This window comes from Kitasatospora nipponensis (genome assembly GCF_039528135.1).
Classification (GTDB): Bacteria; Actinomycetota; Actinomycetes; order Streptomycetales; family Streptomycetaceae; genus Kitasatospora; species Kitasatospora nipponensis.
In genome coordinates, this window is sequence record NZ_BAAALF010000140.1 from 1 (window position 1) to 21,537 (window position 21,537).

Below are 21,537 nucleotides of genomic sequence, written 5' to 3' on the forward strand. Positions count from 1 at the left end.
CGGATCGGCCGCCGGCCGCCACCGCTCGGCCGTCGGCGGCGGGCGCGTCGGCCGTGGGCAGCGCGATGGTCCGCAACTGCAGGGTCTGGTCGGCGAGCCAGGGGTACTCGCTCGGCTGCTCCGGCTCCGGGGCGGGCTCGTAGACGCCCCAGCCGTCGGCGTCCGACTGCTGGGGCCGCTGGGGCTGTGGGGGCTGCTGGTAGCCGCGGTACGCGTCCTGGCCGTGCCCCTGCTGCCCGTAGCCCGGCGTCTGGTGGCCCAACTGCTGCTGACCTGGTTGCTGGTGGCCGGGCTGCTGGTGGCCCGGCTGCTGCCCGGGCTGCTGGTAGCCGCGGTACGCGTCCTGGCGCCCCTCCGGGCGCACCGCCGTCACGTTCTCAGCCCCGACCGATCACCGGGGCCAGGCCGGCCGACCGGCCGACCGCCTCCGGGTCACCGCACTCGGCCAGCCAGTTGGCGAGCATCCGGTGGCCGCCCTCCGTGAGCACCGACTCGGGGTGGAACTGCACGCCCTCCACCGGCAGGTCGCGGTGCCGCAGTCCCATGATGACCCCGCTGGCGGTGCGCGCGGTGACCACCAGTTCGGCCGGCACGGTGGCCGGCTCCACGGCCAGCGAGTGGTAGCGGGTCGCGGTCATCGGCGAGGGCAGGCCGGCGAAGACGCCGCCGTCCTCGTGGTCGACCGGCGAGGTCTTGCCGTGCAGCAGTTCGGGCGCCCGGCCGACCACCGCGCCGTAGGCGACCGCGATCGACTGCAGGCCCAGGCAGACCCCGAAGAGCGGCAGGCCGATCGCCGCGCAGTGCCGCACCATCTCGATGCAGACGCCGGCCTCCTCGGGCGCGCCGGGGCCCGGGGAGAGCAGCACCCCGTCGTAGCCGGCGTCACCGTCGCGGCGGGCGGCCTTCTGCACCGTCAGCTCGTCGTTGCGCACCACTTCACAGGTCGCGCCCAGCTGGTAGAGGTACTGGACCAGGTTGAAGACGAAGCTGTCGTAGTTGTCCACCACGAGGATCCGCGGCGCGGTGACGGACGCGGTGACGGGTTCGGTGACAGGCGAGGCCATGCGTGCTGACTCCGGTTGAGGTACGGGGGTGCTGGGGCGGTCGGCGGGCGGCACCCGGACGGGCGCGGGGCCGCTCAGCCGGTCCCGCCGTTGTCCACAGTGACGTCGTTGAAGGGGAGCAGCGGTTCCGCCCAGGGGAAGACGTACTGGAAGAGGACGTAGACCACCACGAGCACCAGGACCAGCGAGATGACCGCCCGCACCAGGGTGTTCCCCGGCAGATGGCGCCAGATCCAGCCGTACATGGTGCTCCCTCTCTGATGGGCAGTGGGGACCAGCGTAGACCTCGAACCTGTGCGGGACGGCGGCTGAGGGCGATCCGACCGTTTCGCCCGACCGTGCGCCGCCCCACCGGGCCCGGGTGCCGCGCGGCGCGCCTACTGCCCGGTGGCGGTGCGCAGGTCGACGGTCCCGGTGTAGCCGGGCATCGTCAACGCGGTGCTCTCCTGCACCTTCCACCCCAGGCCGTACGCCGTGACGTACTGCAGGTAGTTGCGGATCGAGGGGTCGGCGTCCACCGCCGCCCGCAGCTCGGGGACCTTGCCGACCGCCCTGATCACGTAGGGCGGCGAGTAGACCCGGCCCTGCAGCAGCAGCGTGTTGCCCACGCAGCGCACCGCGCTGGTGGAGATCAGCCGCTGGTCCATCACCTGGATGCCGGCCGCGCCGCCGCGCCACAGGGCGTTGACCACCGCCTGGATGTCCTGCTGGTGGATCACCAGGTCGTTGACGCCGGGATCGGGCACCCCGGGGATCCGGGCGGTGGCGTCGGGCGGCGCGTCGTTGAGGGTGACGGTCAGCCCGGGCCCCTGCAGCGGGTCCAGCCCGGCCTGCTGGCGCAGCCGGGCGAGCTCGTCGGCGTCGGCCGGGTTGTGGCCCTGCTGGCGGGCCAGCTGGTCGGCCCGCTGCTGCTCGCCGGCCAGGTCCGACTGCGCCTGCTGGTTCTGGTCGCTGCGCTGCTGTATGACGTCGCTCAGCCGCAGCAGCGAGTTGTCGGAGCGCAGGTCGATGCCGCGGGCCGCGTGCGCGCTGACGTAGAAGAGCACACCGGCCAGCGCGAAGACGCCACAGGTCAGGGCACGTCCGACAATTCGGACCGAGGTCGAACGGGTGGCGGGCGGGTCGGCGGGAGCCTGCGCGGGAATCGAGGAATTCTGCACCGTACCCTTATCTCCTTCCGACCCGGCGAGCCACTACGCTAACGGACGCCGGTGGCATGTGCGGAGCTCCATTCGTACGAACCCGGCCCCCACAGCCGCCCGCCGCACCCCGCTGCATCCTGCGCGGTCTCACAGCGCATCGACAGGAGAGCTCCTCGTGCCGAAGTCTCGACTCCGCAAGAAGTCCGACTACACCCCGCCGCCGTCGTCGACGGCGACCGCGGTCAAGATCAGCTCGGGCCGGAGCTGGGTGGCTCCCGTCATGCTCGGGCTGTTCCTGATCGGGCTGGTCTGGATCGTCACGTACTACGTGACGAGCGGCAGCTGGCCGGTGGAGTCCTGGGGCAACTGGAACATCCTGGCCGGCTTCGGCTTCATCGCCGCCGGCTTCGGCGTCTCCACCCAGTGGAAATGACCTCCACCCACTGAGCGCCTCTCCGGGACCGTCCCGCCGAGCCGGTGGGACGGTCCGTCGTGCTGCCCGGAACCGGCACGCTCCAGTCGTACCGTCCGCTTATCCACACGGTTATCCACAGTGGGGAAAAGTCAACCCAGCCTGTGGATAACTTTCCCGGCCCGGTGGATACCACACGCCCCCCGACCGCCGGTCAGCCCCCGGTCGGACCGTCGAACCCGCAGCGGGACACGCGTAGATCAGGCGCCCGTGACCACTCCGGCGCACAGCCTGTGCGCAGGTCACTGCGGACTGTGGACAACCTGCGCCCACGGCGACCGCCAGCCGCACACACCGTGATCGAATCGGTGCGCCCGGTGGTACACCCGCTCGACGGGCTCAGCCCGTGAAGCGGGCCGTCCCCAGCAGCACCATCGCCAGCACCACCCCGAGCATCAGCACCACGGTGCCCGCCTGGACCAGGTCCCGGTGCGCCCGCGGGGCGTGCATCATGCCGATGCCGGTCAGCACCCCGGCCACCAGCCCACCGACGTGGGCGCGCCAGTCGATGCCCGGCACCGAGAAGGTGATCACCAGGTTGAAGACGATCAGGGCCACCACCGGGCCGACCGGCAGCCGGGTCGCCCGGTACAGCACCGCGGTCGCGCCGAAGATCCCGAAGATCGCCCCCGAGGCGCCCAGCGACTGCACGTCCTGGCCGGAGACCAGGAAGACCAGCGCGCTGCCCGCCAGGCCCGAGACCAGGTAGAGCGCCAGGTAGCGCAGCCGCCCCAGCACCCGCTCCAGGGTCGGGCCCATCCACCACAGCGCCAGCATGTTGGAGGCGATGTGCAGCGGCGTGACGTGCAGGAAGACCGCCGTGACCAGGCGGTACCACTGGTCCGGGCCGGCGGCCACGCCGTACGCCGTGCCGGTGTGCGGCGAGACGTAGCTCATCAGCTCCCACTGGCCGGCCAGCGAGGTGTGCAGGTAGCCGGCCAGCAGGAAGACCACCGCGTTGATCCCGATCAGGACCTTGGTGACCAGGGCGCCGTCGCCGCTCAGCCGCCCGCCGAAGCGGGTGGTGGCGGGAGCGGGCTGCGGGGCCTGCGGCGCCTGCTCACCGCCGACGCAGCTCGGGCAGTGGAAGCCCACCGAGGCGTCGATCATGCACTGCGGGCAGATCGGCCGGCCGCAACGCGAACAGCCGATGCCGGTCTCCCGCTCGGGGTGGCGGTAGCAGCGCGGCAGCACCGGTGCCGGGGGCACCTGGTCCGCATCGGGCGTGCCGGGCTCGTCCTGGACCATCCGGGCCATCCTCCTCATGACGGATCCCGGTGACCCCCGCGCCGAACGCGGGACCACCGGGACCGTCCAGGCTACTGCCGTCACCACGGCGCCGACAGCGTCAGCGCTTGGCGATCTCCACCGACTGGATCACCACGTCCTGGACCGGGCGGTCACCGCGGGCGGTCGGGACCGCGATGATCTCGTCCACGACCTTCTGGCTGGCCGGGTCGAGGACCTCGCCGAAGATGGTGTGCTTGCGGGTCAGCCAGGCGGTGGGCACCGCGGTGATGAAGAACTGCGAGCCGTTGGTGCCCGGGCCGGCGTTGGCCATGGCCAGCAGGTAGGGGCGGTCGAACGAGAGGTCCGGGTGGAACTCGTCGGCGAACTTGTAGCCCGGGCCGCCGGTGCCGGTGCCCAGCGGGTCGCCGCCCTGGATCATGAAGTCCTTGATGACCCGGTGGAAGACCGTGCCGTCGTAGAGCTTCTCGTTCGACTTCTTGCCGGTCCGCGGGTCGACCCACTCGCGGGAGCCCTCGGCGAGCTCCACGAAGTTCTTGACCGTCTTCGGAGCGTGATCGGGGAACAGCTTGATCACGATGTCGCCGTGGTTGGTCTTGAGGGTCGCGAACAGTTCCTCGGCCACGAGCTGTGCCTTCCTGAGCTACGTCATTGACCCCCGCATCATCCCACGACCGCCCCGCCCACCCCGGCTGCCGGGGCGCCGCAGACGGCGCAGCCTGCCATGCGGAGGGACAAATCGGGATGCATGATCTCGAATCAGGTGGATATGTGCATAGAGACGCCACCCCGGAGGAGGATCCCCGTGACCCGCTTGGACACCGCACGTGAGACGGCCGGCCGGACCGTGGACACGCTGGCGCCCTACGCCACCGGCGCCAAGGAGACCGCCGCGCACTACGCGGACGAGGCCCGCCAGCGACTGGGTCCGGCGCTGGACGCCCTCAGCCCCCGCCTGGAGGCCGCCGCCGGGCAGGCCAGGGCCGGCACCCTGCACGCCGCCCAGTCGGCCCGGGTCGGCTACGCACGGCACCTGGCACCACGCGTGGGGCACGCCTTCGCCGCGCTGCCGCCCGGCGCCCAGGAGAGCACCCTCAAGGCGGTGCACCGCGCCCAGGAGGCGGCCCTGGCCGCCAAGCACTCCGCCGACCGGGCCGCCTGCCACGCCCGCACCAGCACCCTGCCCAGGATCAGCGGCGCGCTGGACGACGCCCGGGCGGCCGCGGGTCCCGTGGTGCAGGAGGCCCAGCTGCGCGGCGCGGCCGCGCTCACCGCGCTGCAGGGGAACGTGACGGCCGAGGAGATCGGCCGGCTGGCGGAGCGCAACGCCAAGAAGCACCAGCACCACGGCCTGGCGACCGGCCTGGCCATCGCCGGCACCGTGGCGATCGGCAGCGGGGTGCTGATCTGGCACTGGTGGCGCAAGCAGAGCGAGCCGGAGTGGCTGGTCGAGCCGTCCGAGGTGCAGGGTCCGCCGAACACCGCGCACCCGGGCGGCGGCTCCACCGCCACCGGCACGGCGAGCGGCGCCACCACCTCGCTCAACGGCTCCGCGCCCGACTCCCCCGAGCCGGGCAACCGGCCCGTCCAGCACCACGACGACGGCCACCCCAAGCCGCACGACCCGCGCAAGCCGCACTGAGCCGCGCACGGCCCACGGACACGCGAAACGCCCCGGATCGGGATCGATCCGGGGCGTTCACCTGCTGTGGAGCTTAGGAGACTCGAACTCCTGACATCTGCCTTGCAAAGGCAGCGCTCTACCAACTGAGCTAAAGCCCCTCGACGGGACACCGGGCGCCGTCAGGCAACAGCGTACCGGTTCCGCCGGAGAATCTTGAGCAGATATCCGGCCCGGGCGCCGGTCGCCCGGGACCGGGGCAGGCCGGACGGGGAGGTCCGGGCGGACCTCCCGCCGTCCGTGCCGCGACCGTCAGCGGCCGGCCGGGATCGGGTCGGTGGCCTCGGTCCACAGGTCCTGCTCGGCACGGTCGGCCTGGACCTGACGGTAGACAAAGAAGCCGCCGAGGGCGACCAGGGCGACCAGGAGGAGCTTCTTCACCGCGGGACCTCGTCCTTCTCAGGAATGGCAGGCTCAGCAGCGGGGTTCCCGAGCCCGGAGGCCGGGGCTGCGAGCCCTCGAATGTGCACGTACGACGCGGCGATCGGATGGACAAACCGCCCTGCGGCCGATGATACACACCCGTGTCCTGTTCGAGACCGGCCAGCGGTGCCCCAACCGGCCGACCCTGACGACGGTTTGACGGCGCGCCGCCCGCCCGATCAGCGCGCCGGGCCCGCCGCGCCGTCGCGGCGCCCGTCCGGCGCGTCCCCGGCCCCCGCGCCCGGCGGCATCCGCAGCACGGCCGTGCCACCGGCGAGGTCCACCCGCGAGCGCGGCGGCGCCCCCTGGTCCTGTTCGTCGCGCAGCATCAGCGAGCTGCGGCGCTGCGCCAGCTCGTGCTCCTTGCCGGCCGCGAACTGGGCGTGCAGCTGCTCGAAGCCGGTCGAGGAGATCTGCCCCTCGCGGCCGGTGCCGCGCCACGGCACCCAGCGCGACCGCCCGGCCCGCAGCGCCAGTTGGTCCAGGACGGCCAGCGCGACCAGCGCGCAGACCAGTCCCGGAATGCTCATCGCCCAGAAGAACACCATCTGCCCACCCCGAACCGTCGCCGCCGGACCCCGCTGCGGCCAGTGTGCGCCACCCGGGGACCGAAGCGAAGCCCCGGCGCGATCCGGCCCCGCCCGCCCGCCCCGCCCCCGTTCAGGGCCGTCCGAAGGCCACCGTGGCGTCGTCGTGCCGCTTGCCGCGCCACCGGCCCGGCGGGTCGGCGCGCTCCGCCTCCCGGACCGCCCGCACGGCAGCGCCCGGACCCTGCTCCTCCAGCGTGTCGAGCAGCCGCGACCAGGACCACCCGTAGCGCTCCACCAGCCGCGACACCCCGTCCGTCAGCACCGCGAAGCGCACCACCCGCTCCACCGGGCAGGCCCCCACCAGTGCCTCGTCGGCCGCCTGCGGGCGGCTACCGGCCACCCAGAAGCCGCCGGGGGAGTTGCGCAGCCGGGCCACCGAGGCCAGGTCGTAGGCCGGCAGGTGCTCCACCCGGTCGTCGGCCAGCACCACGAGCTCACCGTCCGTCAGCTCCACCACCACGGGCGAGTCCGCCAGCACCAGGTACTCCAGCCACCCCTCGCGCCGGCGCACCATCGCCACGGTGGTGGACGGGCTGTCAGGGTGCGTCAGGTCACAGGTGTCCTCGTGCAGCGCGCACAGCTGCTCGATGGCCCCCCGCAGCACCTCGCGCAGCCCCGCCCCGGGCCGCTCGACCAGCAGGGCCGCCAGCCGCACCCCCAGCCGCCCCACCAGCCACGGCACGTCGTGCCGGCAGCCGCTGGCGGGAGCCGTCGCAGTCGCGCCGTCCAGCACCACCACGAAGTCCTCGCCGGCGAGCACGAAGTCGTCGTTGGGCCGCCCCCCAGGCGCCGGCTCGCACGCGTACCCGATCCGCATCCCGCTCAGCCTCCAGCACCGCGAGAGTCGCCAGAACAGCCCGGACAGACAGAACGGCCCGGATGGAGAACCATCCGGGCCGTTCTTGCAGGTGGGCCTAACAGGACTTGAACCTGTGGCCTCTTCCTTATCAGGGAAGCGCTCTAACCGTCTGAGCTATAGGCCCTTGCCGCACTGAAAGATTAGCGGACCGACGGCCGATCTCCCAAATCCATACCCGCGCCCCCTGCCGGCCCACCGATCGCAACCCGCAGCTCAGGGGAGTCCGCCGGCTCCGCCGGGGCCTGGACACCGCTCAGCCACTGCTCGCGGGTGGCCGGCAGGCCGCTGGCGCCGGCGGCGGTGGCGCGCACCGCGAGGACCTGGTTGACGCCGATCCGCATCTCCTCGAAGGCCAGCGCCGAGGCGGCCATGTAGAGCCGCCAGACCCGGGCCCGGCCCAGGCCCACCAACCGGACCGCCTGCGGCCAGCCGGCCTCCAGGTTGGCCACCCACTCGCGCAGGGTCAGGGCGTAGTGCTCGCGCAGCGACTCGACGTCGCGGACCTCGAAGCCGGCCTCCTCCAGCAGCGCGACCGTGCTGCCGACCGGGGCGAGCTCGCCGTCGGGGAAGACGTAGCGGGAGATGAAGGGGCTGGCGGTGTACGGCTCGCCCGGGCGGGTGGGGCGGCGGGCGATCTGGTGGTTGAGCAGCCGCCCGCCCGGGGCGAGCAGCCCGTACAGGCCCTCGGCGTAGATCCGGTACTGCTCGCTGCCCACGTGCTCGGCCATCCCGACGCTGGAGATCGCGTCGTAGGGGCCGTCGGGGATCTCCCGGTAGTCCTGCAGCCGGATCTCCACCCGGTCGCCGAGGCCGGCCGAGGCGACCCGCTCGCGGGCCAGCGCCACCTGCTCGGCGGAGATGCTCACCCCCACGGCGCTGACGCCGTAGTGCTCGGCCGCGTGCAGCACCAGCGAGCCCCAGCCGCAGCCGACGTCCAGCAGGCGCATGCCGGGGCGCAGGCCGAGCTTGCGGCAGATCAGGTCGAGCTTGGCGAACTGGGCGTCCTCCAGGCTCTTGCCCGCCGGCGTCCAGTAGGCGCACGAGTAGACCAGCGAGCTGCCCAGCACCAGGCGGTAGAACTCGTTGCCGACGTCGTAGTGGTGGCTGATCGCCGCCCGGTCGCGCCCGCGGCTGTGCAGCCGGCCCTGCGGGCGGGCCTCCTCGGGCGGCAGCGCGGGCTGCGGTCCCAGCGCACCGGCCCGGGCCAGCGCGCGCAGCGCCCGGCGGCCCTCGAAGCGCCCCAGGGTGCTCGGCCCCAGGTGCAGGTCGCGCAGCTCCGGGCGCTCCGCGAAGTGCGCCACCTCGGTGAGCAGCGCGTAGAGGTCCTCGCCGGGGCCGAACTCCAGGTCGCCCGCCACGTACGCGCGCACCAGGCCCAGCTCGCCCGGTGCCCAGAGCAGCCGGCGCACCGCCCGCCGGTTGCGCAGCACCAGCAGGGGCGCCCCCGGGGCGCCGGCGGTGCTGCCGTCCCAGGTGCGCAGCCGGAACGGCAGCCGGGTCCCGAGCAGGCCCTCCAGGGCGTCGACGAGCTGCTGAGCGATCTGGGCCATGGCGTGGAACCTCCGAGCAACCGAGTGCGGACAGCTGATACTCAGAATCTGCCCAGTGAGCCGTTCCGGTAGCCGTACAGGCCGCTCCAGCCAATCCGGAACCGCGGCGCACCGCTTTCGCGGCGCGCCGGGGCCCGGCGGCTCTCACCCGAATGCCGACGGGCCCCCTCGGTCGAAACCGAGGGGGCCCGCTGGTGCCGCACCTGGCGGCCGTGGTCCACGCTGCCCGGCCGCGCCCCGGGTCTGCACCCGAGCGAACCGGCCGGAGACTGACGGAAGGTCAGTCCTCCTCCGCCAGCGTCAGCTCGATGCCGCCGGTGAAACCGGCCGCCGCGTTGTAGATGAACGCCGCCAGGGTGGCCAGCGCGGTCACCAGGACCACGTCCACCACCGCGATCAGCGTGGTGAACGTCAACACCTTGCCGAAACCGATGTAGTCCATCAGGTTGACGCCGGCGTTGGTGTCCGACTTGGTGACCTCGGTCAGCGTCTTGCCGATGGAGGTGAAGACGCCGAGCGAGTCGAGCGTCATCCACAGCACCGCGGCCGCCACGATCAGGATGATGCCCAGCGCCAGCGAGAGCATGAAGCTGACCTTCATCACCGACCACGGGTCCGCCTTGGTGACCCTCAGCCGCGCCTTGCGGGTGCGGCCGCCCAGGCCGCCCGGCGCACCGGTGGGAGCCGGGGCCGGGGCACCGCCGCGGCGCGGGCCGCCGGCCGGGGCACCGGGCGCCGCACCGGGGGCACCGGGGTTGACCCGGGTGCCGCGGGCCGGCGTCGGCTGGCCCTTGGTGTAGGTGGTCGGCTGCGAGTAGCCGTTGGAACCGGGCGCACCCGGCGGCGGCGGGGGCACCGACGGCTGGGCCGGCGTGCCGTACCCACCGCCACCGGCTCCCACCGCGGACATCAGCGAGGTGGACGCCGAGGGGTGCTCGGCCGGCGGCTGCGGCACACCTCCGTACGGCACACCGCCCGGCGCGGCACCTCCCGCGGCACCCGTGGTCCCACTCACTCTGGTCCTCCCAGTTCCCCGCCGAAGTCGCGTTCTGCGCCCCGGTCGACACTCCACTGTGCGGCATCGGACCGGCAGGCCCGAAGCCGGGGCAACCGGTCCCCGCGCTCACCCGCGCGGGAACCGGCCGCCCAACGTACGTCAGCCCTGGTCAGCAGCGTCCGTCGGCTCCTGCGCGACATCCGCCACAGTCTCCGGGGCCACCCCGTCCTCGAGGCCGTCCTCGTCCTCCGCCTCCGCGTTGCGGGCCATGCCCACCACCGCGTCGCGCTTTCCGAGGTTGATCAGTTGGACGCCCATGGTGTCACGTCCGGTTTCACGAACACCGGAAACCCTTGTACGAATCACCCCGCCCGACAGGGTGATGGCCATGATCTCGTCGGTCTCCTCGACCACCAGCGCCCCGACCAGCGAGCCGCGGCCCTCGACGATCTTCGCCGCCTTGGTGCCGAAACCACCACGACCCTGGACACGGTACTCGTCCACCGGGGTCCGCTTGGCGTAGCCGCCGTCGGTCGCGGTGAAGACGAAGGTGCCCGGGCGGACCACGTTCATCGACAGCAGTTCGTCGTCCTCGCGGAAGGCCATGCCCTTGACCCCGGAGGTGGCCCGGCTCATCGGGCGCAGCGCCTCGTCGGTGGCGGTGAACCGGATCGACTGGGCCTTGCGGGAGACGAGCAGCAGGTCGTCCTCGGCGGAGACCAGCTCGGCGCCGATCAGCTCGTCGTCGCGGCCCTCCTCGTCGGTGCGCAGGTTGATCGCGATCAGACCGCCCGAGCGGGGGGAGTCGTAGTCCTTCAGGTGCGACTTCTTGACCAGACCCTCACGGGTGGCCAGCACCAGGTAGGGCTTGTCCTCGTAGGTGCGCACCGCCATCACCTGGGTGATGTGCTCCTCCGGCTGGAAGGCCAGCAGGTTGGCGACGTGCTGACCGCGGGCGTCGCGCCCGGCGTCGGGCAGCTCGTAGCCCTTGGCGCGGTAGACCCGGCCCTTGTTGGTGAAGAAGAGGATCCAGTTGTGCGTGGTGGTGACGAAGAAGTGGTCGACGAGGTCGTCCTGCTTCAGCTGCGCGCCACGCACGCCCTTGCCGCCGCGCTTCTGCGAACGGTAGAGGTCGGAGCGGGTCCGCTTGACGTAGCCGCCACGGGTGATCGTGACGACGATGTCCTCCTCCGCGATCAGGTCCTCGATCGACAGGTCGCCGTCGGAGGGGATCAGCGTGGAGCGCCGCTCGTCGCCGTACTTCTCGACGATCGCGGTCAGCTCCTCGGAGATGATCTCGCGCTGACGCGCCGGCGAGGCCAGGATCGCGTTGTACTCGTCGATCTTGCGCTGCAGCTCGTCGTGCTCGTCGGTGATCCGCTGGCGCTCCAGGGCCGCCAGGCGGCGCAGCTGCATCTCCAGGATCGCGTTGGCCTGCAGCTCGTCGATGGCCAGCAGGTTCATCAGGCCGCTGCGGGCCGCGTCCGCGCTGTCCGAGGCCCGGATCAGCGCGATGACCTCGTCGATCATGTCCAGCGCCTTGAGCAGCGCGCGCAGGATGTGCGCCCGCTCCTCGGCCTTGCGCAGCCGGAACCGGGTGCGCCGCACGATGACGTCGACCTGGTGGGTGACCCAGTGCCGGATGAAGGCGTCCAGCGAGAGCGTGCGCGGCACGCCGTCGACCAGGGCCAGCATGTTGGCGCCGAAGTTGGTCTGCAGGTCGGTGTGCTTGTAGAGGTTGTTCAGCACCACCTTGGCGACCGCGTCGCGCTTGAGCACGATCACCAGGCGCTGGCCGGTGCGCGAGGAGGACTCGTCGCGCACGTCGGCGATGCCGGCCACCCGGCCGTCCTTGACCAGGTCGGCGATCTTCAGCGCCAGGTTGTCCGGGTTCACCTGGTACGGCAGCTCGGTGATCACCAGGCACTGCCGGCCCTGGATCTCCTCGACCTCGACCACCGCACGCATGGTGATCGAACCGCGACCGGTGCGGTACGCCTCCTCGATCCCGCGGCGGCCCACGATCAGCGCACCGGTGGGGAAGTCCGGCGCCTTGATCCGCTCGATCAGGGCGTCCAGCAGCTCCTCGTTGGAGGCCTCCGGGTGCTCCAGCGCCCAGAGCGCGCCGGAGGCCACCTCCCGCAGGTTGTGCGGCGGGATGTTGGTGGCCATGCCGACCGCGATGCCGGTGGCGCCGTTGACCAGCAGGTTGGGGATGCGGGCCGGCAGGACGGTCGGCTCCTGCGAGCGGCCGTCGTAGTTGGCGGCGAAGTCGACGGTGTCCTCGTCGATGTCGCGCATCATCTCCATGGCCAGCGGCATCAGCTTGCACTCGGTGTAGCGCATCGCCGCGGCCGGGTCGTTGCCCGGCGAGCCGAAGTTGCCGTTGCCGTCCACCAGTGGCATCCGCAGCGACCACGGCTGGGCCAGTCGCACGACGGTGTCGTAGATCGAGGTGTCACCGTGCGGGTGGTAGTTGCCCATCACGTCGCCGACCACGCGGGCGCACTTGTAGTAGCCCTTCTCGGGCCGGTAGCCGCCGTCGTACATCGCGTAGAGCACCCGGCGGTGCACCGGCTTGAGGCCGTCGCGGACCTCGGGCAGCGCGCGGCTGACGATCACGCTCATCGCGTAGTCGAGGTAGGAGCGCTGCATCTCGGTTTCGAGCTCGATGGGCTCGACCCGGCTGACGAAGGTGTCGGTGGAGCCGTTGTCCGGCATCTCGCCGTCGGGACGGTTGTCGTCGACCACTGGTGGTCAGTTTCCTTTCACGCGTGACTGGTCCGGTGCTGACGCGAGGTCATCACACGTCCAGGAAGCGGACGTCCTTGGCGTTGCGCTGGATGAAGGAGCGGCGGGCCTCGACGTCCTCGCCCATCAGGACCGAGAAGAGGTCGTCGGCGCGGGCCGCGTCCTCGAGGGTGATCTGCTGCAGCAGGCGGTGGGCGGCGTCCATGGTGGTGATCCGCAGCTCCTCGGCGTTCATCTCGCCCAGACCCTTGAAGCGCTGGATCGCGTCGTCCTTGGGCAGCCGGCGCCCGGCCGAGACACCCGCCGCGATCACCGCGTCGCGCTCGCGGTCGGAGTAGACGTACTCGAAGTCGTCCTTGCCCCACTTGATCTTGTACAGCGGCGGCATCGCCAGGTAGACGTAGCCGGACTCCACCAGCGGGCGCATGAAGCGGAAGAGCAGGGTGAGCAGCAGGGTCCGGATGTGCTGTCCGTCGACGTCGGCGTCGGCCATCAGCACGATCTTGTGATAGCGCAGCTTGGACTCGTCGTAGTCCTCCTGGATCCCGCAGCCGAAGGCCGAGATCAGCGCCTGGACCTCGGTGTTCTGCAGCACCTTGTCGATCCGCGCCTTCTCGACGTTCAGGATCTTGCCGCGGATCGGGAGGATCGCCTGGGTGCGCGGGTCGCGGCCCTGCTTGGCCGAGCCGCCGGCCGAGTCGCCCTCGACGATGAAGATCTCGCACTCGGCCGGGTCCTTGGACTGGCAGTCGCTCAGCTTGCCCGGCAGCGAGGCGCTCTCCAACAGACCCTTGCGACGGGTCAGGTCGCGCGCCTTGCGGGCCGCCATGCGCGCGGTGGCCGCGGTGATCGACTTGCGGATGATGTCCGCCGCGTCCGTGGGGTTGCGGTCCAGCCAGTCGTTCAGCTGCTCGTGCACCACCTTCTGGACGAAGGTCTTCGCCTCGGTGTTGCCCAGCTTGTCCTTGGTCTGGCCCTCGAACTGCGGCTCGCCGAGCTTCAGCGAGATGATCGCGGTCAGGCCCTCGCGGATGTCCTCGCCGGAGAGGTTCTCGTCCTTCTCGCGCAGCAGCTTCTTCTCCCGCGCGTAGCGGTTGACCAGGCCGGTCAACGCCGCCCGGAAACCCTCCTCGTGGGTACCGCCGCCGTGCGTGTGGATGGTGTTCGCGAAGCTGTAGACCCCCTCGGTGTACGAGGAGTTCCACTGCATCGCGATCTCCACCGAGATCGACTTGGCCTTGTCCTCGGCCTCGAAGTCGATCACCGTGGGGTGGATCATCTCGCCCTTGCGGGAGTTGAGGTGCGCCACGTAGTCGGCGATGCCGCCCTCGTAGTGGTACGTGACGGAGAGCGGCTTGCCCTCGTCGTCGACGTGCTCCTCGCGCTCGTCGGTCAGCGAGATCGTCAGGCCCTTGTTGAGGAAGGCCATCTCCTGGAAGCGGCGCGAGAGCGTCTCGAAGGAGTAGACGGTGGTCTCGAAGACGTCCGGGTCGGCCCAGAAGGTGACGCTGGTCCCGGTGCGCGAGCTGGCCTCGTGCTGGGCCAGCGGCGCGGTGGGCGCACCCAGCTTGTAGTCCTGGGTCCAGCGGTGGCCGTCGGTGTGGATCTCGATCGCCAGCCGGGTGGAGAGCGCGTTGACCACCGAGACGCCCACGCCGTGCAGACCGCCGGAGACCTGGTAGCCGCCGCCGCCGAACTTGCCGCCCGCGTGCAGCACGGTCAGCACGACCTCGACGGCCGGCTTCTCCTGCCCGGGGACGATGCCCACCGGGATACCGCGCCCGTTGTCGACCACCCGCACGCCGCCGTCGGACAGGATCGTCACGGCGATGGTGTCCGCGTGCCCGGCCATGGCCTCGTCGACGGAGTTGTCCACGACCTCCTGGACGAGGTGGTGCAGGCCGCGCTCACCGGTGGAGCCGATGTACATGCCGGGGCGCTTGCGGACCGCGTCGAGCCCTTCGAGCACCTGGATGTTGCTGGCGGTGTAGGAGGTACCCAAGGCCGGGTCGGTGGGGACGGGGGACTGGGATTCGCCGGAATCGGCCACGAAGCGCCCTCTCTGGCACAGCACGGGCCGCATCTCCACCCGGGTTCGGGCGAGCGTGCGACCACGGCGTTTCGACTCAGTTACCGCAAGCGGCAGTGTTTGACCCTCAGTCTACCGGTACGACCGACAACGATGGGCGTTTGGCAGGCTCTGAAGGCGGATGTGCCGCCCCGAATCCCCTCCGCACATGTCCCGATACTCGCCCAGGGGGCTCAGCGGCCTCACGCGGGCCGTCAGCCGTTCCGGAGGTGTGCGCTCCGTCAGGATCGGCGGCCGGCGTCGGCCACCGCTCGCTCACCCCCAGGTGTCCCGCGGCCCCCGGCTCCCCGGCGCCCGCAGCCGCCCGTAGCGCCGCTCCGGCGCGGCCGGCCCCATCACCTTGATCATCCGGACCGTGCCGTGCCCCAGCTCGTGGTTCAGACGGGCCACCAACTGCCTTGCCAGCAAACGGAGCTGGGTGGCCCAGGCGGTCGAGTCGCAGCGCACCGTGAGCACCGCCTCGGCCTCGGCGAACTGCTCGGGCGCACAGTGCGCGGCGATGTCCGGGCCGACGATCTGCGCCCAACGACCCATCACCCCGCCCACCGCGGCCGGGGCCTCCCAACCACGCTCCGTGATCAAACGGTTCAGCGCGGCCCCCAGCGGCACCGGGTCGCGCCCGTCCGCCCGCGCGCCGCTGCGCAGTCCGTGCCGCTTCGCCTCGCGCTTCTCGCGCACCTGCTCACCGCGCTGGCGGGCCTGCTCCTTGGCGGCCCGCAGCGCCACCCGGGCCAGATCGACGCCCGAGAGCTCGGATTCCCTGCTCATCGGCGCGCTCCTCTCTCGTCCGGGGCGGCTGGACCGTCCCCAGCCTGTGGACCCACCAGGGTACGAGGTCCGCGGTACGGGTGCGGACTCAGGAGGTGATTCGGGTCACTTCGCCCTCGGCGACGGTGTAGCGTGCCCCCGCCAACGCCTTGGGCACGTCCTCGGCCACCGCCGCGGTGACCAGCACCTGCTCGCCGCCGGCCACCAGCTCGGCCAACTGCTCGCGGCGCCGGGCGTCCAGTTCGGCGAAGACGTCGTCCAGGATCAGCACCGGCTCGCCACCGTCCGCGCGCAGCAGCTCGTACGAGGCCAGCCGCAGCGCCAGCGCGAAGGACCAGGACTCGCCGTGGCTCGCGTAGCCCTTGGCCGGCAGCGGCCCCAACTTCAGCACCAGCTCGTCGCGGTGCGGGCCGACCAGCGTCAGCCCGCGCTCGGTCTCCTGCTTGCGGGCCGCCACCAGCGCCGCCAGCAGCTGCTGGTAGGCCTCCTCGCGGCTGCCCGGCAGCTCGCCCTCGAAGGACGAGCGGTACTCCAGCAGGGTCGGGCCACCGCCCGGCGCCAGCCGTTCGTACGCCTGCTCCACCAACGGCTGCAGGGACGCCACCAGTTGCAGCCTGAAGGCCGTCAACTCGGCCCCGGCCCGAGCCAGGTGGCCGTCCCAGACCTCCAGCGTGGAGAGGTCGCCCGTCTTGCCGCCGCCGGCCCGGCGGGCCATCGCCGCGGTCTTCAGCAGGGCGTTGCGCTGCTTGAGGACCCGTTCGTAGTCCTGCCGCACCCCCGCCAGCCGCGGCGCCCGGGCGGTGAGCAGCTCGTCCAGGAAGCGCCGGCGCTCACCCGGGTCGCCCTTCACCAGGGCCAGGTCCTCGGGGGCGAACAGCACGGTGCGCAGCAGGCCCAGCACGTCGCGCGGGCGGACGTTGTCGGAGCGGTTGATCCGGGCCCGGTTGGCCTTGCCCGCGGTGATCTCCAGCTCGACCAGGGTGCTGCGACCACGGTCCTCCAGGGCGGCCCGGACCACCGCCCGTTCGGCGCCGAGCCGGATCAGCGGGGCGTCGGTGGCCACCCGGTGGCTGCCCAGCGTCGCCACGTAGCCGATCGCCTCGACCAGGTTGGTCTTGCCCTGGCCGTTGGGCCCCACGAACGCCGTGACGCCCGGCTCGAGGGGCACCTCGAGCCGGCCGTACGAGCGGAAGTCGGCGAGCGACAGGTGCGCGACATGCATGGGGACGGACTGCGCTCGCCTTCTGGCCTGCTGGGGACTGCTGCTGACGGGTGCTGCGGATGGTTCGGGTGGTGCCGGCGCTACTTCGACTCGACCGCGTGGCCGCCGAACTGGTTGCGCAGCGCGGCGATCATCTTCATCTGCGGGGAGTCGTCCTGGCGGGAGGCGAAGCGGGCGAAGAGCGAGGCGGTGATGGCGGGCAGCGGCACCGAGTGGTCGATGGCGGCCTCCACCGTCCAGCGGCCCTCGCCCGAGTCGGCCGCGTAGCCGCGCAGCTTGTCCAGGTGCTCGTCGGAGTCCAGCGCGCGGACCGCCAGGTCCAGCAGCCAGGACTTGATGACGGTGCCCTCCTGCCAGCTGCGGAAGACCTCGCGCACGTCGGTCACCTCGGGGGCCGCCTCCAGCAGCTCCCAGCCCTCGGCGAAGGCCTGCATCATCGCGTACTCGATGCCGTTGTGGACCATCTTGGCGAAGTGGCCGGCGCCGACCTTGCCGGCGTGCACCGCGCCGAACTCGCCCTCGGGCTTGAGCGCGTCCAGGATCGGCTGCACCCGCAGGACGTGCTCGGCGCCGCCGCCGTACATCAGCGCGTAGCCGTTCTCCAGGCCCCAGACGCCGCCCGAGACGCCGCAGTCGACGAAGCCGATGCCCTTGGCGGCCAGCACCTCGGCGTGCTTGATGTCGTCCGTCCAGCGCGAGTTGCCGCCGTCCACCACCACGTCGCCGGGGGCGAGCAGGTCGGCCAGCTCCTCGATCGTCGCCTGGGTGGCGGCGCCGGCCGGCACCATCACCCAGACCACGCGCGGGCCCTGCAGCGTGCTGACCAGCTCGGACAGGGTCGAGACGTCGGCGAGGTCCGGGTTGCGGTCGTAGCCGATGACGGTGTGGCCGGCGCGGCGGATGCGCTCGCGCATGTTGCCGCCCATCTTGCCGAGACCGATGAGGCCGAGCTCCATGACAAGTCCTTACCTGGGGTGTCGTGCCTGACGGCGGCGCCGTTGCCGCGACACCAGAGCCTACGCCGCGACGCCGTCCACACCCCCGGCGCGCGGCTGTGGACACCGCGGCGGGGTCCGTGGGCGGCCGGCCGCGGTGGGCCGGCCGCCCACGGACGGGCTGCGATCGGGGCGGGTGCCCTCGGCGGGCGGCGTCAGCCGCTGAGGCGGACCGGCATGATCAGGTACTGGTACGCCTCGTCCGCCTCGGCGTCCACCGCGGGCTTGCCGCTCAGCAGGGCCGGCTTGGTCGAGGTGGTGAAGGAGAGCTGGGCGAAGGCCGAGTCGATGGCCTTCAGGCCCTCCTCCAGGTAGCCCGGGTTGAAGGCGATCGAGATGTCGTCGCCCTCGAGGTCGGCGTCGATCCGCTCGGTGGCCTGGGCGTCGTCGCCCGAGCCGGCCTCCAGGGTCAGCACGCCCTGCTCGAAGTTGAGCCGGACCGGGGTGTTGCGCTCGGCGACCAGCGAGACGCGCTTGAGCGCCTCGAGGAACGGCTGGGTCTGGATCGCCGCGATCGCGTTGAACTCGGTCGGGAAGAGGCTGCGGAACTTCGGGAACTCGCCCTCCAGCAGCCGGGTGGTGGTCCGCCGGCCGGCGCCCTCGAAGCCGATCAGGCCCTCGCCGGCGCCCCCGGAGGAGAGCGCGATGGAGACCGTGTCGCCGCTGCCCAGGGACTTGGCGATGTCCTGCAGGGTCTTGGCCGGGACCAGGGCCACCGCCGAGATGTCCGGCTGCTCGGGCTTCCACAGCAGCTCGCGGACCGCGAAGCGGTAGCGGTCGGTGGCGGCCAGGGTGATCCGGTCGCCCTCGATCTCGACCCGCACACCGGTGAGCACCGGCAGGGTGTCGTCGCGGCCGGCGGCCACCGCGGCCTGGCTGACGGCCGAGGCGAAGACCTCGCCGGAGACCGTGCCGGTGGCGGTGGGCATCTGGGGCAGCGCCGGGTACTCGTCCACCGGCAGGGTGGGGAGGGTGAACCGCGAGCTGCCGCAGACCACGGTGACCCGCTGGCCGTCGGTGGAGATCTCCACCGGCCGGTTGGGCAGGTTGCGGGAGATGTCGTTGAGCAGCCGGCCGGAGACCAGCACGGTGCCCTGCTCCTCGACGTCGGCCTCGAGCTCGACCCGGGCCGAGACCTCGTAGTCGAACCCGGACAGCGCCAGGGTGCCCTCCTGGGCGGTCAGCAACAGGCCGGCCAGCACCGGCACCGGCGGCCGCGCGGGGAGGCTGCGGGCCGCCCAGGCCACCGCCTCCGCGAGGACGTCACGCTCCACCCGGAACTTCACCGGTAACCGCCTCCTGGGTCCTGCTGTCGCTGCTGATCGTGGTCGTGCGCTTGTGGCATCTGCCGGGCACCGGACCAGCCGACCGAGCCATCCGGTCTCCAGGTGCCGAGGACAGTCTGACGTACTCCGCCGACAGACGGGGCAGACGGGCGGAAGCAAGCCGAACAGATGTCGGGAACGACTTGTCCACAGTTTTCGGCGCACCCCGCTGTTGAGCGAGTCATCTGGTCTATAGGTGTAGTGGTAGTAGTAGGGCCTGTGGATACCGTGGATAACCCCGTTTCCGCAGGTCAGGCGCTGTTTTTTGTCCACAGTGGATGTGGACGGCACCGGTGGATAACCAGGGGCCGCTGTGGACAGCGGAGCGTTACCCACAGGGCACGCTGAGTATCCACAGGTTGTCCCCAGCTCCGTCCCCAGATCCGGGCCGGGTTATCCACGGGCTCCGGTCAACATCTCGTGACGCCTTTCACACGAGGCGATGAACAGGGCCTCTCCGTTGTCGAACAGTGGATATCACTGTGGAGAAGCTGGGGATAACCGGGCCTCACCTGGGGACAGCCGGTGGACAACCCTGCGGGCGATCTGACGGGCCCTCGACTGTCCACACCCTGTGGATAACGGTTGTGCACAAGTACACAGGGAGCTGACCTGCGGCGAAGAGCGTAACGGCAGCACTCCTGTGGAGGAATTCGGGATAACTTCGGGTTCCCCAGGCTGTGGACGGGGGAAAACACCCGCCCCTGTGGAAAATCATCCTCCCGGCCGGCACTGTTCGAATCAATGCTCAGATGTGCGAAGGGGCCGGGAACCTGGTGGAACGTCAACTGCTGCCAGCCTTCCCAGGCCCGGCCGACTTCACACCCCTCGATCCCGACCGGCCCGGGGCGGCTTGGCGCCCCTCCGGCGCCCCTCCGGCGTCCGCCCGGTGCCCCGGCGGGGAGCGGGCCGGCCGGGGCACCGGGCGCCGGCCCGGGGCCGGCCCGGGAAACGGCGAAGGGGCCGCCGCCGTGTTCCCGGAACACGGTGACGGCCCCTCAACGGGCCTGCGGCGGACGGGCGTAGGCCCCGCCCGCCGGGCTCGCCCGGCTAGCTCTTGATGCGGTTGGTCAGCTCGGTCACCTGGTTGTAGAGCGAGCGCCGCTCGGCCATCAGGGACCGGATCTTGCGGTCGGCGTGCATCACGGTGGTGTGGTCGCGGCCACCGAACTGCGCGCCGATCTTCGGCAGCGAGAGGTCGGTCAGCTCCCGGCAGAGGTACATGGCGATCTGACGGGCCGTCGCCAGCACCCGGCTGCGCGAGGAGCCGCAGAGGTCCTCGACGCTGAGCCCGAAGTACGCGGCGGTCTGCTGCATGATCACCTGCGCGGTGATCTCCGGTCCGGCGTCCTCGTCCCCGCCCGGGATCAGGTCCTTGAGCACGATGCCGGCCAACTCCAGGTCCACCGGGGACCTGTTGAGGTTCGCGAAGGCGGTGACCCGGATCAGCGCGCCCTCCAACTCCCGGATGTTGCGGGTGATCCGGGAGGCGATGAACTCCAGGACGTCGGCGGGGGCGTTGAGCCGCTCCTGGATCGCCTTCTTGCGCAGGATCGCGATCCGGGTCTCCAGCTCCGGCGGGGTGACGTCGGTGATCAGTCCCCACTCGAAGCGGTTGCGCAACCGGTCCTCCAGGGTGATCAGCTGCTTGGGCGGCCGGTCGGAGGAGAGCACGATCTGCTTGTTGGCGTTGTGCAGGGTGTTGAAGGTGTGGAAGAACTCCTCCTGCGTCGACTCCTTGCTCGCCAGGAACTGGATGTCGTCGACCAGCAGGATGTCCATGTCCCGGTAGCGCTTGCGGAAGGCGTCCGCCTTGCCGTCCCGGATCGAGTTGATGAACTCGTTCGTGAACTCCTCCGAGCTCACGTAGCGCACCCGGGTGCCGGGGAAGAGGCTGCGCGAGTAGTGCCCGATGGCGTGCAGCAGGTGGGTCTTGCCGAGGCCGGACTCGCCGTAGATGAAGAGCGGGTTGTACGCCTTGGCCGGGGCCTCGGCCACCGCCACGGCGGCCGCGTGCGCGAAGCGGTTGCTGGCGCCGATCACGAAGGTGTCGAAGAGGTACTTGGGGTTGAGCCGTGCGGCCGGCTCGTCCTTGCGGCCCACGTCGGTGGAGGGCCCGCCGGGCGGAGCCGGCACGCCGGGCACCGGGGTGCGGTCGGCGACCCGCTCGGGCAGGCTCGGCCGCTCGGGACGGTCCGTCCCGCGGTCGCCGTCCCCGCCGTCGCCGCGTCCGTCCCGCCCGTCCCGTCCGTCGCCACGGCCGGGACCGCCGCCCGAGGGGCCCACCGGCGGCTGCCCGGGGCCCGGGCGCACGGACGGCGGCAGGTCGCGGCGGGCGGGGAGGCCCGCGCGGGCCGCGCC

General features: G+C 71.7%; 19 protein-coding genes, 2 tRNA genes and 1 pseudogene. 2 read left to right on the forward strand and 20 right to left on the reverse strand.

Annotated features, from left to right (window positions below):
• The 4 genes and pseudogenes from ABD323_RS29235 to ABD323_RS29250 form a co-directional block, all read right to left on the reverse strand.
• Window positions 1-373: pseudogene (locus ABD323_RS29235) on the reverse strand (hypothetical protein); the annotation flags it as partial.
• A gap of 4 nt (window positions 374-377) precedes the next feature.
• Window positions 378-1,064, reverse strand: coding sequence for an aminodeoxychorismate/anthranilate synthase component II (locus ABD323_RS29240; RefSeq protein ID WP_344445004.1), 687 nt, complete (start codon window positions 1,062-1,064; stop codon window positions 378-380).
• A gap of 74 nt (window positions 1,065-1,138) precedes the next feature.
• Window positions 1,139-1,309: a hypothetical protein gene (locus ABD323_RS29245; RefSeq protein WP_344445005.1), complete on the reverse strand. Its 171-nt coding sequence runs from the start codon at window positions 1,307-1,309 to the stop codon at window positions 1,139-1,141.
• 132 nt (window positions 1,310-1,441) lie between these two features.
• Window positions 1,442-2,224, reverse strand: coding sequence for a DUF881 domain-containing protein (locus ABD323_RS29250; protein WP_425556200.1), 783 nt, complete (start codon window positions 2,222-2,224; stop codon window positions 1,442-1,444).
• A gap of 157 nt (window positions 2,225-2,381) precedes the next feature.
• On the opposite strand from ABD323_RS29250, the gene crgA reads away from it, so the two are divergent.
• Complete coding sequence (gene crgA / locus ABD323_RS29255; RefSeq protein WP_344445006.1) at window positions 2,382-2,639, forward strand: cell division protein CrgA; 258 nt, start codon at window positions 2,382-2,384, stop codon at window positions 2,637-2,639.
• A 378-nt stretch (window positions 2,640-3,017) separates the two neighbouring features.
• Here the strand turns inward: crgA and ABD323_RS29260 are convergent, their stop codons facing one another.
• Together ABD323_RS29260 and ABD323_RS29265 are read right to left on the reverse strand one after the other, a co-directional pair.
• Complete coding sequence (locus tag ABD323_RS29260) at window positions 3,018-3,926, reverse strand: rhomboid family intramembrane serine protease (RefSeq protein WP_344445007.1); 909 nt, start codon at window positions 3,924-3,926, stop codon at window positions 3,018-3,020.
• A gap of 100 nt (window positions 3,927-4,026) precedes the next feature.
• On the reverse strand, window positions 4,027-4,551 hold the full coding sequence (locus tag ABD323_RS29265; RefSeq protein ID WP_344445008.1) for a peptidylprolyl isomerase: 525 nt from the start codon (window positions 4,549-4,551) through the stop codon (window positions 4,027-4,029).
• A gap of 180 nt (window positions 4,552-4,731) precedes the next feature.
• Between ABD323_RS29265 and ABD323_RS29270 the strand changes: the two genes are divergently transcribed.
• A complete protein-coding gene (locus ABD323_RS29270) occupies window positions 4,732-5,568 on the forward strand; it encodes a DUF5324 family protein (RefSeq protein ID WP_344445009.1) in 837 nt (278 codons plus the stop codon).
• Between the two features lie 67 nt (window positions 5,569-5,635).
• Here ABD323_RS29270 and ABD323_RS29275 read toward each other — a convergent pair.
• The 14 genes from ABD323_RS29275 to dnaA form a co-directional block, all read right to left on the reverse strand.
• Window positions 5,636-5,708: transfer RNA gene (locus ABD323_RS29275), tRNA-Ala, on the reverse strand.
• 151 nt (window positions 5,709-5,859) lie between these two features.
• Window positions 5,860-5,988 carry a DLW-39 family protein gene (locus ABD323_RS29280; protein WP_211786189.1) on the reverse strand — a complete coding sequence of 43 codons (129 nt, stop codon included), beginning with the start codon at window positions 5,986-5,988 and terminating at the stop codon, window positions 5,860-5,862.
• Between the two features lie 221 nt (window positions 5,989-6,209).
• Window positions 6,210-6,578, reverse strand: a complete 369-nt coding sequence (locus tag ABD323_RS29285; RefSeq protein ID WP_344445012.1) for a DUF6191 domain-containing protein — start codon at window positions 6,576-6,578, stop codon at window positions 6,210-6,212.
• A gap of 112 nt (window positions 6,579-6,690) precedes the next feature.
• Entirely contained in the window at window positions 6,691-7,437 is a 747-nt protein-coding gene (locus tag ABD323_RS29290; protein WP_344445013.1) for a protein phosphatase 2C domain-containing protein, read from the reverse strand.
• A 92-nt stretch (window positions 7,438-7,529) separates the two neighbouring features.
• Window positions 7,530-7,603, reverse strand: a tRNA-Ile gene (locus ABD323_RS29295).
• A 16-nt stretch (window positions 7,604-7,619) separates the two neighbouring features.
• On the reverse strand, window positions 7,620-9,029 hold the full coding sequence (locus ABD323_RS29300) for a class I SAM-dependent methyltransferase (RefSeq protein WP_344445014.1): 1,410 nt from the start codon (window positions 9,027-9,029) through the stop codon (window positions 7,620-7,622).
• 280 nt (window positions 9,030-9,309) lie between these two features.
• Window positions 9,310-9,984, reverse strand: coding sequence for a DUF3566 domain-containing protein (locus ABD323_RS29305; RefSeq protein WP_344445015.1), 675 nt, complete (start codon window positions 9,982-9,984; stop codon window positions 9,310-9,312).
• Between the two features lie 201 nt (window positions 9,985-10,185).
• A complete protein-coding gene (gyrA, locus tag ABD323_RS29310; protein WP_344445024.1) occupies window positions 10,186-12,747 on the reverse strand; it encodes a DNA gyrase subunit A in 2,562 nt (853 codons plus the stop codon).
• Window positions 12,748-12,829: 82 nt separating this feature from the next.
• Window positions 12,830-14,851: a DNA topoisomerase (ATP-hydrolyzing) subunit B gene (gene gyrB, locus ABD323_RS29315; RefSeq protein ID WP_344445016.1), complete on the reverse strand. Its 2,022-nt coding sequence runs from the start codon at window positions 14,849-14,851 to the stop codon at window positions 12,830-12,832.
• A gap of 270 nt (window positions 14,852-15,121) precedes the next feature.
• Window positions 15,122-15,634, reverse strand: coding sequence for a DciA family protein (locus ABD323_RS29320; protein WP_344445017.1), 513 nt, complete (start codon window positions 15,632-15,634; stop codon window positions 15,122-15,124).
• 88 nt (window positions 15,635-15,722) lie between these two features.
• The gene (gene recF / locus ABD323_RS29325) at window positions 15,723-16,856 is read right to left on the reverse strand and encodes a DNA replication/repair protein RecF (protein ID WP_344445018.1); all 1,134 of its coding nucleotides are present in this window, start codon (window positions 16,854-16,856) and stop codon (window positions 15,723-15,725) included.
• An 80-nt stretch (window positions 16,857-16,936) separates the two neighbouring features.
• Complete coding sequence (gene gnd / locus ABD323_RS29330; RefSeq protein ID WP_344445019.1) at window positions 16,937-17,812, reverse strand: phosphogluconate dehydrogenase (NAD(+)-dependent, decarboxylating); 876 nt, start codon at window positions 17,810-17,812, stop codon at window positions 16,937-16,939.
• 194 nt (window positions 17,813-18,006) lie between these two features.
• On the reverse strand, window positions 18,007-19,137 hold the full coding sequence (gene dnaN / locus ABD323_RS29335; RefSeq protein ID WP_344445020.1) for a DNA polymerase III subunit beta: 1,131 nt from the start codon (window positions 19,135-19,137) through the stop codon (window positions 18,007-18,009).
• Between the two features lie 1,089 nt (window positions 19,138-20,226).
• Window positions 20,227-21,537 (reverse strand): chromosomal replication initiator protein DnaA (dnaA, locus tag ABD323_RS29340; RefSeq protein ID WP_344445021.1); only part of this gene is annotated, 1,311 nt, incomplete at its 5' end.

Excerpts from the sequence above, each read along its gene's own strand:
- ABD323_RS29240 (WP_344445004.1), bottom strand. The coding sequence starts at position 1,064 with ATGGCCTCGCCTGTCACCGAACCCGTCACCGCGTCCGTCACCGCGCCG.
- ABD323_RS29245 (WP_344445005.1), bottom strand. The coding sequence starts at position 1,309 with ATGTACGGCTGGATCTGGCGCCATCTGCCGGGGAACACCCTGGTGCGG.
- ABD323_RS29260 (WP_344445007.1), bottom strand. The coding sequence starts at position 3,926 with ATGGTCCAGGACGAGCCCGGCACGCCCGATGCGGACCAGGTGCCCCCG.
- ABD323_RS29285 (WP_344445012.1), bottom strand. The coding sequence starts at position 6,578 with ATGGTGTTCTTCTGGGCGATGAGCATTCCGGGACTGGTCTGCGCGCTG.
- ABD323_RS29290 (WP_344445013.1), bottom strand. The coding sequence starts at position 7,437 with ATGCGGATCGGGTACGCGTGCGAGCCGGCGCCTGGGGGGCGGCCCAAC.
- ABD323_RS29300 (WP_344445014.1), bottom strand. The coding sequence starts at position 9,029 with ATGGCCCAGATCGCTCAGCAGCTCGTCGACGCCCTGGAGGGCCTGCTC.
- gyrA (WP_344445024.1), bottom strand. The coding sequence starts at position 12,747 with ATGCCGGACAACGGCTCCACCGACACCTTCGTCAGCCGGGTCGAGCCC.
- ABD323_RS29320 (WP_344445017.1), bottom strand. The coding sequence starts at position 15,634 with ATGAGCAGGGAATCCGAGCTCTCGGGCGTCGATCTGGCCCGGGTGGCG.
- recF (WP_344445018.1), bottom strand. The coding sequence starts at position 16,856 with ATGCATGTCGCGCACCTGTCGCTCGCCGACTTCCGCTCGTACGGCCGG.
- gnd (WP_344445019.1), bottom strand. The coding sequence starts at position 17,812 with ATGGAGCTCGGCCTCATCGGTCTCGGCAAGATGGGCGGCAACATGCGC.